Annotated in this window: 16 protein-coding genes and 1 pseudogene; 6 read left to right on the top strand and 11 right to left on the bottom strand. The window is 64.3% G+C overall.

The features are described 5' to 3' along the window. Positions 1–12: 12 nt before the first annotated feature. Together XINFAN_RS20815 and XINFAN_RS20810 are read right to left on the bottom strand one after the other, a co-directional pair. Positions 13–336, bottom strand: a complete 324-nt coding sequence (locus XINFAN_RS20815; protein ID WP_124088761.1) for a DUF736 domain-containing protein — start codon at positions 334–336, stop codon at positions 13–15. A 793-nt stretch (positions 337–1129) separates the two neighbouring features. After that, positions 1130–1540, bottom strand: a complete 411-nt coding sequence (locus tag XINFAN_RS20810) for an antirestriction protein (protein ID WP_124088760.1) — start codon at positions 1538–1540, stop codon at positions 1130–1132. A 164-nt stretch (positions 1541–1704) separates the two neighbouring features. Here XINFAN_RS20810 and XINFAN_RS20805 point away from each other — a divergent pair, with 164 nt between their 5' ends. Further along, positions 1705–1995: a hypothetical protein gene (locus XINFAN_RS20805; protein ID WP_124088759.1), complete on the top strand. Its 291-nt coding sequence runs from the start codon at positions 1705–1707 to the stop codon at positions 1993–1995. Positions 1996–2028: 33 nt separating this feature from the next. On the opposite strand, the gene XINFAN_RS20800 is transcribed toward XINFAN_RS20805, so the two are convergent. The 7 genes and pseudogenes from XINFAN_RS20800 to XINFAN_RS22070 form a co-directional block, all read right to left on the bottom strand. After that, complete coding sequence (locus tag XINFAN_RS20800; protein WP_124088758.1) at positions 2029–2670, bottom strand: DUF8835 domain-containing pootine; 642 nt, start codon at positions 2668–2670, stop codon at positions 2029–2031. Continuing rightward, positions 2670–3233 (bottom strand): hypothetical protein, encoded by a 564-nt coding sequence (locus XINFAN_RS20795; protein ID WP_124088757.1) that lies wholly within the window; start codon positions 3231–3233, stop codon positions 2670–2672. Before XINFAN_RS20795 ends, XINFAN_RS20800 begins: the two co-directional genes overlap by 1 nt. Positions 3234–3361: 128 nt before the next feature. After that, on the bottom strand, positions 3362–4219 hold the full coding sequence (locus XINFAN_RS20790) for a DUF7007 domain-containing protein (RefSeq protein WP_124088756.1): 858 nt from the start codon (positions 4217–4219) through the stop codon (positions 3362–3364). Continuing rightward, positions 4216–4653 (bottom strand): hypothetical protein, encoded by a 438-nt coding sequence (locus XINFAN_RS20785; RefSeq protein WP_124088755.1) that lies wholly within the window; start codon positions 4651–4653, stop codon positions 4216–4218. The genes XINFAN_RS20790 and XINFAN_RS20785 overlap by 4 nt, the downstream gene beginning before the upstream one ends. A 283-nt stretch (positions 4654–4936) precedes the next feature. Beyond that, positions 4937–5296, bottom strand: a pseudogene (locus XINFAN_RS20780) (DUF6915 family protein); the annotation flags it as partial. Between the two features lie 11 nt (positions 5297–5307). After that, positions 5308–5793 carry a DUF6878 family protein gene (locus tag XINFAN_RS20775; RefSeq protein ID WP_124088754.1) on the bottom strand — a complete coding sequence of 162 codons (486 nt, stop codon included), beginning with the start codon at positions 5791–5793 and terminating at the stop codon, positions 5308–5310. Positions 5794–6012: 219 nt separating this feature from the next. Then, positions 6013–6177: a hypothetical protein gene (locus XINFAN_RS22070; protein ID WP_169742256.1), complete on the bottom strand. Its 165-nt coding sequence runs from the start codon at positions 6175–6177 to the stop codon at positions 6013–6015. A gap of 709 nt (positions 6178–6886) precedes the next feature. Between XINFAN_RS22070 and XINFAN_RS20770 the strand changes: the two genes are divergently transcribed. Next, complete coding sequence (locus XINFAN_RS20770) at positions 6887–7648, top strand: spermidine synthase family protein (RefSeq protein ID WP_199286494.1); 762 nt, start codon at positions 6887–6889, stop codon at positions 7646–7648. A 148-nt stretch (positions 7649–7796) separates the two neighbouring features. Here the strand turns inward: XINFAN_RS20770 and XINFAN_RS20765 are convergent, their stop codons facing one another. Further along, positions 7797–8120 (bottom strand): DUF736 domain-containing protein, encoded by a 324-nt coding sequence (locus tag XINFAN_RS20765; protein WP_124088753.1) that lies wholly within the window; start codon positions 8118–8120, stop codon positions 7797–7799. 834 nt (positions 8121–8954) lie between these two features. On the opposite strand from XINFAN_RS20765, the gene XINFAN_RS20760 reads away from it, so the two are divergent. The 4 genes from XINFAN_RS20760 (at position 8955) to XINFAN_RS20745 (ending at position 13311) form a co-directional block, all read left to right on the top strand. Beyond that, the gene (locus tag XINFAN_RS20760) at positions 8955–9920 is read left to right on the top strand and encodes a helix-turn-helix transcriptional regulator (protein WP_160144687.1); all 966 of its coding nucleotides are present in this window, start codon (positions 8955–8957) and stop codon (positions 9918–9920) included. 102 nt (positions 9921–10022) lie between these two features. Beyond that, positions 10023–12014, top strand: coding sequence for a VWA domain-containing protein (locus XINFAN_RS20755; RefSeq protein WP_124088751.1), 1992 nt, complete (start codon positions 10023–10025; stop codon positions 12012–12014). Continuing rightward, a complete protein-coding gene (locus tag XINFAN_RS20750; RefSeq protein WP_124088750.1) occupies positions 12011–12721 on the top strand; it encodes a hypothetical protein in 711 nt (236 codons plus the stop codon). The genes XINFAN_RS20755 and XINFAN_RS20750 overlap by 4 nt, the downstream gene beginning before the upstream one ends. Positions 12722–12747: 26 nt before the next feature. After that, positions 12748–13311: a hypothetical protein gene (locus XINFAN_RS20745; protein ID WP_124088749.1), complete on the top strand. Its 564-nt coding sequence runs from the start codon at positions 12748–12750 to the stop codon at positions 13309–13311. 91 nt (positions 13312–13402) lie between these two features. On the opposite strand, the gene XINFAN_RS20740 is transcribed toward XINFAN_RS20745, so the two are convergent. Further along, positions 13403–13663, bottom strand: a complete 261-nt coding sequence (locus XINFAN_RS20740; RefSeq protein WP_124088748.1) for a hypothetical protein — start codon at positions 13661–13663, stop codon at positions 13403–13405. Positions 13664–13669: the final 6 nt, after the last annotated feature.

The following is a 13669-nucleotide window of genomic DNA, read 5'->3' as shown; positions in this document are numbered from 1 at the left end:
CTTGTGGGGGGATCAGTCCCCCCGGTTGCCGTTGGGGCGCGACCAGATCAGGCTGTAGCCCTCGCCGTCCTCGTCATCGAAGAGGTTGGCGTAGATCGGGTGCGAGAAGCTCGGATCGTCCAGCTTCAGGCCCAGATAGTCCCGGCCCTCGTTCGAGCGCTTCGACCAGGCGGCGCCGATCTCCGCGCGGCCCACCAGGATCCGGTGCGTCGGGGCCTTGTCGCCAGTGGCTTTCAGGTCGGGGACGATGCGCACGCCCTTGGCCTGAACGCTCAGGGTGACGATTTCGCCGGTGTATTCGTTGCCGGTCTTCTTGAAGGTGCCGATGGTCGCCATTGTCTGTCTCCATTCTCTCGTGTTCGGGCCCGCTCCATTGCGGCCTCGATGGCGATCGACAGGCCGGGGACGACGGCCGGCGCAGTCCCTCCGGGACCCTGACAGCACAGGCAGGGCTTTCTTGCCGCGCGAGGAATGGGCGAAGCCTAGAGGAAGAAAGTCCCACGACGCTGTTGCGCCGAACCGTCGAGGCGCGCTCCCGCGCGCTGGTCTTCGGCCAGATCAGCCCATCACAGAGGACGCATGCGAGCGGTCCCGTCACCCCCAGAGAGACAGGAGACAGCGGCGATCCTGAAGGAACCGGCAGGAAGACCCAACAGGCAACCACCGGCGATGACCACCCAGGCTGCAAACAGGCCAGTGCGCGCCCTTCCCCGACAAACCTGCCGCCACGGGCAAGGCAACGCACCAGATTGGATACGGCCGGGACGCCGGATCGGCACCTGCCGCCCAAGCGCTCGATCGGGACGAGGGACAGGGCAGGAAGCGCGATCAGAGCGTGCCACCGATCCACGGAACCTACGATCAAAGAGGCCGGAATGAGGGAAAACTGATCCATGCACACCCAAACGACCGGGGGAAAACGCCAACCGATGTCCAAGGTCGAAAGGCCGGGCTGACCAGAGGTCATCTTAGCGCAAGTGATCAGAACCAAATCATGACAGAGCAGACGATGCCTGAGGGTCAGCAGAAGCCTTGAGTGAGAGCGACAGGTGCCAGCCAAAGAGAAATACCCTCCGACGCAAGCGTCGAAGGGTGCATAGGGTTCATGCCCGCAATATACGGAAAGCGCTCAGTCGATGGCCTGGAAAATCTCTGCAGCCTCGGGATGATCGCCCGCAAATTCATAGAGCCGCGCGTAGCCCTCGACCAGTTGATCAGCGGCATGGTGGAATGAGAGGTGCGAGAAGGCGAACAGGGTTGCGATAATTCCCGCCGCTTCGGCCGAGACCTCACCCTGCCAGCCATTGCCGCTGCAGGCCGTGCGGTAGCGCGCTTTGGAGGTAGGGACCATGAAGAGCGGCCGCCCGCCCTGCTCATAGAAGTCCCAATGGCCTCCAGCGTAGTCTAGCGGGCTGAGGCTATCCATCATGGCATAGACCATGTTCTCGGCAACCAGCATCCGGGTCGGGCCGAACAGCTCAGGTAAAAAGGTGGGGCGGCGCTCTTCGGCCACCCGCGCAACAGACGTCAAAGTGCTCATGGGATCGAACTCCTCAGAAAGGGAAAACCTCGAGCCCTGCGGCGCTCTCTTGTCTGCCGCCCGGCTCGCTGAGTTCCCGCCCCGCTCTGCCTCTCCCCGGCGCCGGTTGATTTTGTTCGCCATATGTTCTACATTCAGACTCAACCCAGCAAGGGAGATCCACGATGGAAGCTGTCCCTGATGCCTTGGCGGTGACACCGCGCCAGATCGCCTATGCCCGCTCGCTCGCCCTCCGGAACAAGACCCTCCTGCCCTGGGAGGTCCAACAGGATCGCCGCAGTCTCAGCACCTGGATCGAGGCGCAGTCGCGGCTGAAACCTCTGGACGATGGCCAACCCACCTCCAAGCAGGTCGCCTTTGCCGAAAGGCTCGCGCGGCTTCGGCGACGGGCCATCCCGGATGAATGCTTCCGCGACCGGCAATTGCTGTCCCGGTGGATCGACAGCAATCGCTGAGCCTGAATCGCGGCTCGGCCGGAATCCGGTTGATCAGGCCCTCCGCCCGCTTTCCGTGAACGTGTAGCCATTAGCGAGCACTGCCTCATCGACGGCAGCATCGGAAGACAGATAGTCGTATTCCTGCTCGAGCTGTCGGTAGAGCCAACGGGCAAGATCGCGCAGCAGGTCGGTGACAGTGCTCTCGGCATCTTCGGTCATGTCCTGCCCAACCGGGCTTTCGCGGGTGACGTCAATGTCCATGGTGAAGGCATGATAGGTGTTGCCGCGATGGCGGACGTCCGCCTGCAACTGGTATAAGTTCCTGCGCTGGATCGCGAGGAGCGCATCTGCAATCCGATGCAGCTCCCGGTCCTTTGGCGCATAGGAGCGAATGGCTGAGGCAGAGCCTTTGCTAAAGGAATAGGTGCCCTCCCACGCTGCCCCGTCCCCCTGTGACCAGAACCCGGTGAACCAGATGCAGGGGCTTTCGCTGATCCCGCCGCCCATCAGCCGGGATGTCCGGGTCCGCAGACGGATTCCGAGGATTTCCGCAATGCGCTGGAAGTCCTCGTAGACGGCATCATACCAGTCGTGATCAAAGGCGCCCTCACGGTACCAGGCCCGGGCTTTGTCTTTCCCGGCATCCGGCAGCTCGTCAAAGCGATAGACCGTGATCTCGATGATCGTCGGCATCACGCGGCCCTCCGCTGCAGAAGCACAAGCTGCGCGGCATCGCGCCAGAACGGATCGACCAGGCGCCCCTCGGTCGCGGCCGCCTGCCTGCGCAGACGGTTGGCTTCGGCATGTCTGCCGAGATCCGCAAGATGCTGCGCTTCAGCCCGCTGGCTGCAGGCCAGGCTGACCACCGCCCGCGCTTCTGCATCGCTTCGGACGGGTTGAAGCCAGGTCACGCCACCATTTGCAACCTCGCCAGCCAGCACCAGCCCCTGATCGGCATCAACCACCGCGATCAGCTGTGGCGTGAAGCCGAGCGCGGGATCATCGCCACAGGCAATGTCGCCACTTCCAAGGCGCGTTGACACCAGCATCATCGCGTCCACGAGGCTGTCACAGGCGCCGAGGCAAACGCTGCGCTCGAACGCCCACTGCTCGAGATCCGGATCGAGATAGCGCGCCTCACCGGAACAGGTGATGGTCAGAGGAGTGCGCGGCGCCAGTCGAAGCTGCGCAAGGGTCTGGCTGATCAGCACCCGCCCGGCGGACAGGAACCCTTCAGTGGAACCTGAATAGGTCATCGCGGTGTCTCCACGACGGGCAGCGGAAGCCTCTCTCCCACCTCATGACCCGTCGCTTTGGCCCGACCCCACCTCTCCCTCTCGGCCGCGCGCCAGACACGCGCAGCCGAGATTGTCGGCATGGCTGGTCAACCAGTTCCATCGACCAGATCTTGATGCCGTGCGGGATCGACCACGAACCCGAACTGACCCGGTTCATACTCGACTGACGGAATGAGGAAGCGGCGGCACTCGACGCCCGGGCCACGCTTCGCTCCCGGCGTAGCCGTCGTTTCCACGAAACCCGGAAAACGATCCGAACTGACCGCCGAGATCACGATCCAGTCCCCGGCATGTTGACGCTCGAAGGCCTGGCGATCCCGCTCCCGGGATTCGCCGGGCTGAAGGGCGCAGCCATGAATGGCCTCCCAGGCTTCCGGCCAGTGATTGCGCAGTGTCTCATCGGACAGGCGGCGTTCATAGGCTGTACACAGTTCCGGCAAAGCCTGCGCGACCGCCGCCCATTCAGCGTCCTCCTCGTAGAACCCGGAGGAGGAACGCAGCAGCGGATGCACACGGGCATTCTGCTCTGGCGCAAGCTGGAATCCGCCATGCCCGGCGGTGGAATGGCAGAGCACACCTTCACCATAGGTCATCGCGCCCTGAGACGCGCCCCAGGGCGTATGCGCCCGGGAGGCGATTTCACGGCGCCTGAGTGCCGCGCGTTCACGCTGGTGTTCTGCGTTCTCCGTAACCAGCGCCCGGAAAGCGGCCTCGTCGGCCACATCACCGGAATGGCCATAGAAGTCATCGCGCCGCCAAGTGTCGAGCGGGCGAGAAAGCCGCCAGCCCGTCGCCAGGAAATGCCGTCCCGCCCGGGTCGGCACCATAGCAAAGGCGGTGTCGCCGACGCGCGCGACCAGCAGGTCATCGTCGCTGCGACCAAACTCGACGACGGGCAGAAACCGGGAGGGAGAGGCGGGTATGATCGGAACCGTGGTGTTCATCCTGCGACCGCCTCCACGGCGTCGATGTCCTCGCCATTCAGAGCGGCGGTCAGCCATTCATGCGTACTGATCCAGCCGAGGCTCTTGCGGGCCCCGAGATCGATGACATGCGCCCCGCCACCGAAAGCCTCGACCCTGGGGCGAGAGCAGGTGTGAGCGAAGTCGAAGCCCCAGAGGCCGGAAAGGTTCAGCTCTTCGGCGAGACGAAGCACGAAATTGATGACGCCCTCAACATCGCCCTGATCATCATCATGGATCCAAAGCTGCGCGCCGCCCGGTCCGTCCTGCTGGACGAGATCGAAGCCGTTGAATGCAGGCTCATCGGCGTCCGCCTCTTCAGCGCGCAAGCGGTGGAACAGCGCCATCGCCTTGGCGGCATTCTCAGGCGAGCCCGCATCAAGCAGGCAGGAGAAATGGGTGAAATAGTCGGCCATGACAGGCTCCTTGTCAGAAATGGAAAGCCCGGCGCGAGGCCGGGTCTGGTCGGGATTGGACTGAAGGAAAGGGTCAGGTGCCCGGGGACGTGGGAGAGCCTTGCGGCGCTGCAGTCGCATGGGCGGCCAGCATCTGGCGGTAGAACCGCCGCCGGGCGAGCCTGAGACCGGGATCCCTGCGGATAGTGGGATGGAAGGCCCGAGCCGCGGCGCGAAGTACCGTAAACCCTGAGACATCGGGGGAAAGGCCGAGAAGGGGATAAAATGGATCAGGTGTCCGGGTCGGAGCAGTCTGCAACGGCTCCACTTCGGTCTCGATCTTCTGGGTGCGGCCCATCCAGGGTTCAGGGCGGATCGCGCGCGCCCAGTCGGCGAAGCTCGGGATGTGGCCGAGATCCTCACGGACATGCTGCTCGCCCACCCAACGGGTCGGGATCACCCGGCCCGAGGAAAGAGTCAGCGTCTTGCCGAATACGGTTTCCATGAGGAAGATGCCCTCGGCATGATGGCGCAGCGCACGATGCCGGAAGTCAGCAAGGATCAGCTTCGAGGCATCGAACCAGGAGTGCAGGTCGGTGTAATCCTCGACCACGCCGCCCCATTTCTTCACCGAGGACAGGGCATGATGATAGGGATGTGCCATGTTCCCCGCCCTCAAAAGCTGTGGTTGAATTGCTCGGACGAGGTGAACCGCTCGTTGTAGTCGAGCAGGATCGTCCCGGCCGCGGCGTCGAAATGGAACTCGCCGAACGCGCCATCGCAGTTCTCCCAGCCACCATGGCTATCGGAGAGGAGATCGTAGGCCAGGGTCTCGACCGCCTCAGAGAGCGACATGCTGCTGGTCGAAATCTCGCTGATGCCCCAGCTGACCTGCGCGAGCGTGATTGCCGTGTCCGGCATTGGCACAACGGCGTCACCGCGGCGGGCGTCGATATCCTCAATCTGCCCGCTGTCGCCAGCGCCGTCGAAGGTGACGATGATCTCGGTGATCCCGGCGGCGCGCATGGCCGCAAACAGGGTGTCCTTGTTCTGTGCCATTGCAGTCGTACTGAGCGTCTGATGCGCCAGCTGCGAGGCATCGAACTGCGCCATGGTGGCGGCCAGGCTGGCTTCCGGGGATGCTGCGATATCGTGGGTCATGGGATGTCTCCTGAGAGCAAAGGACAGGCGAAGCCGACCGGCGCTCTCTCTGGGACCGGAAGGCTCACCCTTCCCGGACCCCTCCTCGGCCTCTCCCCTGCCGGGGTTCATCCCGGCACCGTTGCGCGGCGCGCGCCACAGGCGGGTGATCGCGCCCCCCGGGTGGACGGCGCGGCGCACAGCGAAAGCCGCCCAAAGGGGGTGAGGCGCTTACGCGCCTCACTGCCAGGGGTCGATCTCGAGGGCGATGAGCGTCTCATCGCCATCATATTCATCGGCGGGCATGGCGGCATGGCTGCCATCGCCGGCCTGAAACACGACGATCGAGACCATCAGCGTGGCGGCCAGGCTGGCGGCAAAAGCGGTGGCATCCTTCTTGGACATGGGACTGGCTCCTGTCTTTGGAGACGAGGGACCATCCCCCGCTCGACAGGCGCCCGAAGTGTCTGACCGGATCTGCAATCACCCTCGGGCGTTCGGGCCTTTTGCCCGAATCCCCGAGGGCGGCACGCGAAGCGTCAAGCCGACCCCTTGCGGGTTGATTTCAAAGAGACGGATCGGACCAAGGTTTGCGAATGGAAGCGGGGATGGGGCTTTGGCTCTGACAGGGGCCGTGTCCCGTGACGGGATGCCTCCGCTGCCGCTGGCCTCGGAGCAAGATGGGCACGTTCTTCGGCGTTTTGAAGCCGGTGAAAGCCGGTCCGCGAATTGAAGATGAATATTTTGGCGGAGCCGCTCACGACCTTAGGCCCCAAGCATAGAGCCATGCCGCTAACAAAGGCATCGGAGAAGGCCACGCACGGCGATCCCCGGGGGGAATACGGGCCCGAAAACAGCCAGCCGGCATTCAGCTCAGACTCGCAATTCACCCCTACCATTGCCCCAGACGGGTTGATCAGGCACAAGAGCGGTCATGAGCGATCATATTGGTAGCAAATCCAGCGCGGCGCTTTTCCCGCTGCTGATCGGGACCAAGGCACGCCATGTGTCTGGGGTTGCCCGTGCGCTGAACATGCACTGACCGCCGGGCAACCCCAGACCATTCCCCTGCAACATATCAGACCGGCACCCTGACGGGGCCGAGGGATTTGTCATGACACTCTGGACTGAACTGGCCCGCGCCTCGACCGAGGCGGGCGACGATATCCTGCTGCGCAAACGCGGCAATATCTATGAGATCCGCTTCAACGGCATCGAGTTGATGTCGAACATCATGTGGCGCTCCGAAGCGGTGCTTGCCGAGCGCAGCCTGCGGCGGGTTGGTGGCGCACCCCAACCCCGCCTGCTGATCGGCGGTCTCGGCATGGGCTTCACCCTGCGGGCTGCGCTCGATCTCTCGCCCGCCGATGCAGAGGTCACTGTCTGCGAGTTGATCCCGGCGATTGCGGAATGGAACCATGCAGTTCTGGCCCCCCTGGCCGATCATCCACTGCGCGATTCGCGGGTGGAGCTGCGGATCATGGATGTGATGGACCTGCTTGCCGAAAGCGACCCGGGCTTCGATGTGATCCTGATGGATACCGACAACGGGCCGGATTTCCTGGTCCGCGATGACAATCAGCGCCTCTACGGACAAAACGGTCTGAACGTGGTGCGGGACGCCCTGCGACCAGGCGGGATTGCGGCCTTCTGGTCCGCAGAAATCTTCGATCTTTTTGAGGACAGGCTCAACGAACTTGGCTGGGACTGGCAGCGCGAGGACGTGCAATTGCCCGGCGGGCGGGTGGATGCCTTCCATCATATCTATCTGGCGAGGAAAGCCCGCGTAGGGTCGGTCTCGTACCAATCGGCGGGTTCCAGTCGCCTACCGGACGCGCCGCAACTTGTGCGATGCGGCGCAGGCGGATTGCGGTGAGGCGCCCCGCTGACGATCTCCTGCAATGACACGAGCCCGTGCTTTACGAAGCAGGAGAAGTATCGGCTGCTGCTGGCCGAGCGTCATTGGGCATTGTGGAAGCAATGCGAAGGCCCCGGCCTTTCGACCGGGGCCCTGGTTGGGGGGACTACTCCCCCCGGCGGCTGTTGGGGCGCGACCAGATCAGGCTCGAGCCCTCGCCGTCCTCGTCGTCGAAGAGGTTGGCGTAGATCGGGTGTGCGAAGCTCGGATCGTCCAGTTTCAGACCCAGATAGTCCCGCCCCTCGTTCGAGCGCTTTGACCAGGCGGCACCGATCTCCGCGCGGCCTACCAGAATGCGGTGCGAGGGCGCATTCTCGCCGGTGGCCCGCAGGTCGGGGACGATGCGCACGCCCTTGGCCTGGACGCTCAGGGTAACGATTTCACCGGTGTATTCGTTGCCGGTCTTCTTGAAGGTGCCGATGGTCGCCATTGTCTGTCTCCATTCTCTCGTGTTCGGGCCCGCTCCATTGCGGCCTCGATGGCGATCGACAGGCCGGGGACGACGGCCGGCGCAGTCCCTCCGGGACCCTGACAGCACAGGCAGGGCTTTCTTGTCTTCCGCGAGGAATGACGGCACCGCCGTCAGGGGAAGAAAGTCCCACGACGCTGTTGCGCCGAGACGTCGAAGCGCGCTCGCGCGCTGCTCTTCGGCCAGATCAGCCCAGCACAGAGGACGCAGGCGAGCGGTCCCGTCACTCCCAGAGAGACAGGAGACAGCGGCGATCCTGAAGAAACCGCCAGGCAGATCCGACAGGCAACCACCGGCGATTATCACCCGGGCTGTGAACAGGCGAGCTTGCGCCCTTCCCCACCGCCCTGCGGGCCACGGGCAGGACGCTGCACCAGATCGGATACTGGCCAGGCCACCGGATCGGCACATGCCGCCGAAGCGCTCGAACGTAAAGAGGGACTGGGCAGGAAGCGCAATCAGAGCGTGCCGCCGATCCGCAAACCCACGATCAAAGAAGCCGGAAAGAGGGAAAGACTGATCCCTGAATGCCCGACGGCCAGCGAGAGGGACGCTTCCAGAAGTGCGCCCCGGAAAAGGTCGTAGCAACCACTCCACCGGCCAAATGCTCCAGATCACTTCGATTGGGTCACTGCGATTCAAGCAGCACCTGCAGCCTGCCAAAGCTTGAGGCGTCTTCGAAAATCTTGCGAGCGTCGGTAATCTGTGCTGGCTCCGCCCCATGGATCAATGCGATTGACAGATGGATTCGTGGTAGCAAGCTCCACCACAATCCTCATCAGCCGGTTGGCCGCAATGCCCCACGTCGAACTCGATACCGCCGCATTGGACCCGCGCCACCGGGTCGCAGAATTCGAGGCGGCCTGCGCCAACATATGCCAACTACTTATCGCGCCGGCAGGAGAGGGATTTGCTTCGCGCACCCGAATCGCGCTGATCGGTCAGGCGATCTTTGCCGATACCCGTCATTCTGCTTGCGTGACCAACCGCACGTTGGCGCAGGCGGCAGGCACCGGGGACAACATGCTGCTCCACATTCCTGTGGCTGGCGGTTTCACCATCCGCCAGCGTGGTGGCAACGAACAGGCGCTTGCTGCCGGCGCCATCTACATAGATCCCACCGAAGAGACCGGGTCCGCCAGATTTGAGGGAGAAGGCACGCATGCGTTCTACCTCTCCTTGCCGCGCGTGTTGCTCGGACCGGCGGCAGACCGGCTGCCATTGCGCAGCCAGATCGCCTTGACGCCACAATGGCGGCTGATGTTGGCCTATGCCCGCGCGATACATGCCGAGGCTGCGCAACTGCCGGCCGAGGATCTGGAACGCTGCGGGGTGCATCTTCAGGATCTGGTGTTGCTGGCGATCGGCGCGGATCGGGACAGCGAACAGGTCGCGCGCGGGCGCGGCGCCCGCGTGGCGCGGCTGCGCGCGATCCGGGCCGATATAGCGCGCAACCTGACGAACCCTGACCTTTCGCCCGACTGGATGGCCGCGCGGCATGGGATATCGCCGCGCTATATGCGTGCGCTCTTTGCCGATGAAGGAGAGTCCTTCTCCGACCATGTGTTGCGCCGCCGCCTTATCCTGGCCGAGCGGCAGTTGTCGGACCCTGCGCTTTTCGGCCTGCCCGTCAGCAGGATCGCGACCAATGCAGGCTTCGGTGATCTTTCCTGGTTCAACCAATGCTATCGGCAGGCCTATGGCCAGACACCGAGTGACAGGCGCAATGCGGCGATCCTGCACCTTCGTGACCAAAAATGACCTGGCAGTTCCGCATACCCTGTATTTGATGCCGCCGACCCCGAGACGGCATGAACAGGCCACGTCATGATCCCTCCAAAGCCGGTTTCCACGGAGATATTGATGCGCCTTCCTTATGCCCGCCTCCTCTCGGCGGTCTTTGCCATGTTTATTGCAGTTCCAGTTGCGGCACAGACCACGACGATGATCGTCATGGATGGCTCCGGCTCGATGTGGGGGCAGATCGACGGCAGGACCAAACTGGAGATCGCCCGCGAGACGGTGGCAGGCGTGCTGGAGCCCCTTCCCGAAAGCCGGGTAATCGGCCTGATGGCCTATGGCCACCGGGAACGCGGGAACTGCGCCGATATCGAATTGATAGTGCCTCCCGCAGCGGGCGCCGCCGCACAGATCCTGGACGCCGTCAATGCGATGCGCTTTCAGGGCAAAACCCCCTTGACCGAAGCCGTACGACAGGCGGCCGAGGCGCTGCGCAGCACCGAAGAACCCGCCACGGTGGTGCTGGTGACCGACGGGATCGAGACCTGCGAGGCCGACCCCTGCGCCCTTGCCGCCGAGCTCGAAGCCTCGGGGGTGGATTTCACCGCCCATGTCATCGGCTTTGGCCTGACCCGCGAGGAAGGGGCTGAGGTGGCCTGCATCGCCGAGAACACCGGGGGCCGCTATCTGCCCGCATCGGATGCAGGCGCGCTGGCCAGTGCGTTGGAGCAGGCGATCAGCGACACACCAGCGCCCGAGATCGCGCCATTGGAGATCCCCGAAACGGTGCGAGAGAGCCGCCGTTTCCCCGGCGCTGTCTGGATGCCGGGCTTTGCGCTGGCCCCCACCGGCTATGCATTTGGCCCTGACCTTCCAGAGCCCGCCGCTTTCGATTTCCCCGGTGACGGCACCCCCGAACAATGCCGCGCCATCTGCGAGGCGGATGGCAATTGCGGCTCGTGGCGCTACGAGCCTGCTGGCAGCTACTTTGTCGACCACGCCCGCTGTTTCGCTTTCCGTCCGGGCACCGAATTCCACGCCGATGTCTATCCGCCCGAAGAGGGCTTCGTCGCGGGAATGAAACCCGGCATTGTTGGACTGACCGTGCCCTATGTCGGGCTTGGTGCGCCGGCCACTGCCAGTCTGACGCTGACCGGCCCGGTGGCACCCGGTGAGGAATTCACCGTCCTATGGTCCGGCCCGGCGAATGCAGATGACTGGATCGAGATCGCCCGGCCGGGTGCCGACATCTCATCGGAGGAATTTTCCTGGGCCTATACGGCGGAAACCATCGAACCGGGTGATCGCCCCGAAGGTGCGGCCAGACTGACAGCCCCGGCCGAAGCGGGCATCTATGAGTTGCGCTACGTTCTGGGCCGCAGGCCGGACCGGCGGATGATCTTTTCCATGCCCTTGCCCGTCGGTGTCGAGGCGACCGCGCCCGTACTGTCGCCGGTGCGGATCACCACGCCCGCCGGGTTCGAGGCCGAGCGTATTTCCTGGAGCGCCACGCCTCTTGCTCCCGCCCCCGATGCACCCGAGGCTGTGGCAATGCCCGAAGCCTTCAGCGGCCCATGGCAGGCAGAGCTTTCTCCGGGGCGCTGGCGGATCGAGGGCCTGGCCGACAGCGGCATGTTCTTTGCCGCCAAGATCACCGTGGCGGCTGCACCGGGACAGGCGTTCGAGATTCCGGTGGGCCTTGAAAGCGAGGGGATGGGCGAGGAAGCGGCCATTCCGGGCCTGCCCGGCACCCCTTACACCGACCCTGAAACCGGGCTCTCGATGAGGCTCCCCGAGGGCTGGACCCTGACCGAGGCTTTCTTTGCTGAAACCGCTGCGGGTGCCCGGGCAGACCGCCCGAGCGCGGCTTTCACAGGGCCGGATGGGCGCATATTGGCGCTGAACCCGCTGCAATGGTTGGAAAGCAACGGCCGTTGTCTGGAAAGCCCGCTTGGCCCGCTTTGTCTTTTCGGCGCAGAAGATGCGGCCACCGACGCGGCGATGGCGACCCTCGCGCCCAGCCTGTCCTTCACGCCACGTTTCGGCGGCGCAGTCTTCACGCCGCAGGGTGATGACCCGATGTCGCAGCTGGTTCCCGGATGGAGCGCAGAATGAACCGTCTTGTCCTGGCCCTTGTCGCCCTGTTTGCCGCCGCTCCGGCCCTTGCGCAGGAAAAACTGACCGTTGCCGAATGCAGCGCCGGAGGCTGCCGCTGTGCGCTGTCCTCGCTGACGATGCAGGAGGCCGAGGTCGTCCTTGGCACACCCGCGCCCGCCGGGACCACCACCCTTGTCCGTTATGACGGCACCTATATCTGGAGCCCGCTCTCCCTGACCGAGATCGACCTTGCCGCCGGGGGCGATGGCGAATGCCCGCTGGAGCTGTTCGATGCGCTGGTCCCCGAAGACGGCCAGTGGATCGGCACCGTCACCGACCGCCATGTGAGCCAGTGCCCACCCGGGCTGGATGCTGCGCTGGAGCCCGTCACTGAAGCGATGGTCTTTCCGCGCGATATCGCCTGGGGCGGCAGCTTCCACCCGGACCGGATCCGCATGGAGGGCACGGCCCGCGCCATCGACTGGACGCGGCTCAGCGACACGCGCTTCACCGGGACCGGCCCGGCGGCCAGCGAAGCGGGCATGTCTTCGATGGTCCGGATCGGCGTCACCTATGAGGCCGAGCTGATCGACCCACGCCTTGTGCGGATCCTTGTACAACTGAGTGTGCGCGCCGAGGGCGCCTCGCAGGCAGTGATTGATGCCGCAGGTCTCGGGCATTGCGATGTCCGCGTGACCGTCGATCTGGCCAGGTCCGGCGGCTGAAACCCTTCCAACTCAAGGTGATGATAATGAAAAATCTATGTGCTGCTCTCCTGCTCGCGTTCTCGAGCCCGATGGCCCATGCCGATGATGTGTCGGAGGCGCTGGCCGCGGCGACCACCGCCTACGGGGCCGGCGATCTGAACGGTACGGCGGCACAAATCACTGCCGCGTCAAGGGCGGTTCTCGCGCTGCAAACCGAAAGGCTTGCAGGTTACCTGCCCGAAGCGCCGACCGGCTGGGCTCGTGAGATCGATGCCAGTGCCGCCGAGGGCATGACTCTGATGGGCATGACCGGCAATATGGTGCAGGCGCGCTACACAGATCCGCAGGGCAACAGTTTCTCACTGACGCTTACGGCCGACAGCCCGCTGGTGGCGCAGATGGCCGGCATCCTTGGCAATCCGCAGATGATGGCGATGATGGGCAAAGTGGTGAAGGTCGCGGGGCAGGATATGCTGGAGCAGGACGGTTCGCTTTCCGCGCTGGTTGGCGGGCGGGTGCTGGTGCAAGCGCAGGGCATGGAGAGCGACGCGATGCAGGGCGTGTTGGGCGCAGTCGATTTCACAAGGCTTGCGGCCTACGACTCGTGACTGTCTGCCTGCGCCGATGCGCTGAGCATATGGGCAGCACCGGGAGGGCGCTGCTTTGGCGGCAGTGCGGCGGTGCCGACATGGCAGAAGCTCACTGCAGACCCGCAAGCGCTGACAGACCCAGTAGCGCAAAGGTCAGCAGGCCGAACCGGCGCCTTTCCGTTCTGTATCGCCGATCCGTCAGGGCGCGACGAAAAGCGCGCAGCGACTGCCGCAGGCCAGGCATCGCCGCGCCGCTTGCCGCTGCCGCATCGGCACGCAGGGCGAGCAACCACCGAAATGCCAGTATCATCCAGGCCAGGAACAAGATCGCCTGAAGGACCAGCAGGGCTATCGAGAATATACCCGTCATGCGCGC

This window comes from Pseudogemmobacter humi (assembly GCF_900609055.1).
GTDB lineage: Bacteria > Pseudomonadota > Alphaproteobacteria > Rhodobacterales > Rhodobacteraceae > Pseudogemmobacter > Pseudogemmobacter humi.
Note: the sequence above shows the minus strand (reverse complement) of the source record. Positions and strands in the feature narration are given on the sequence as shown.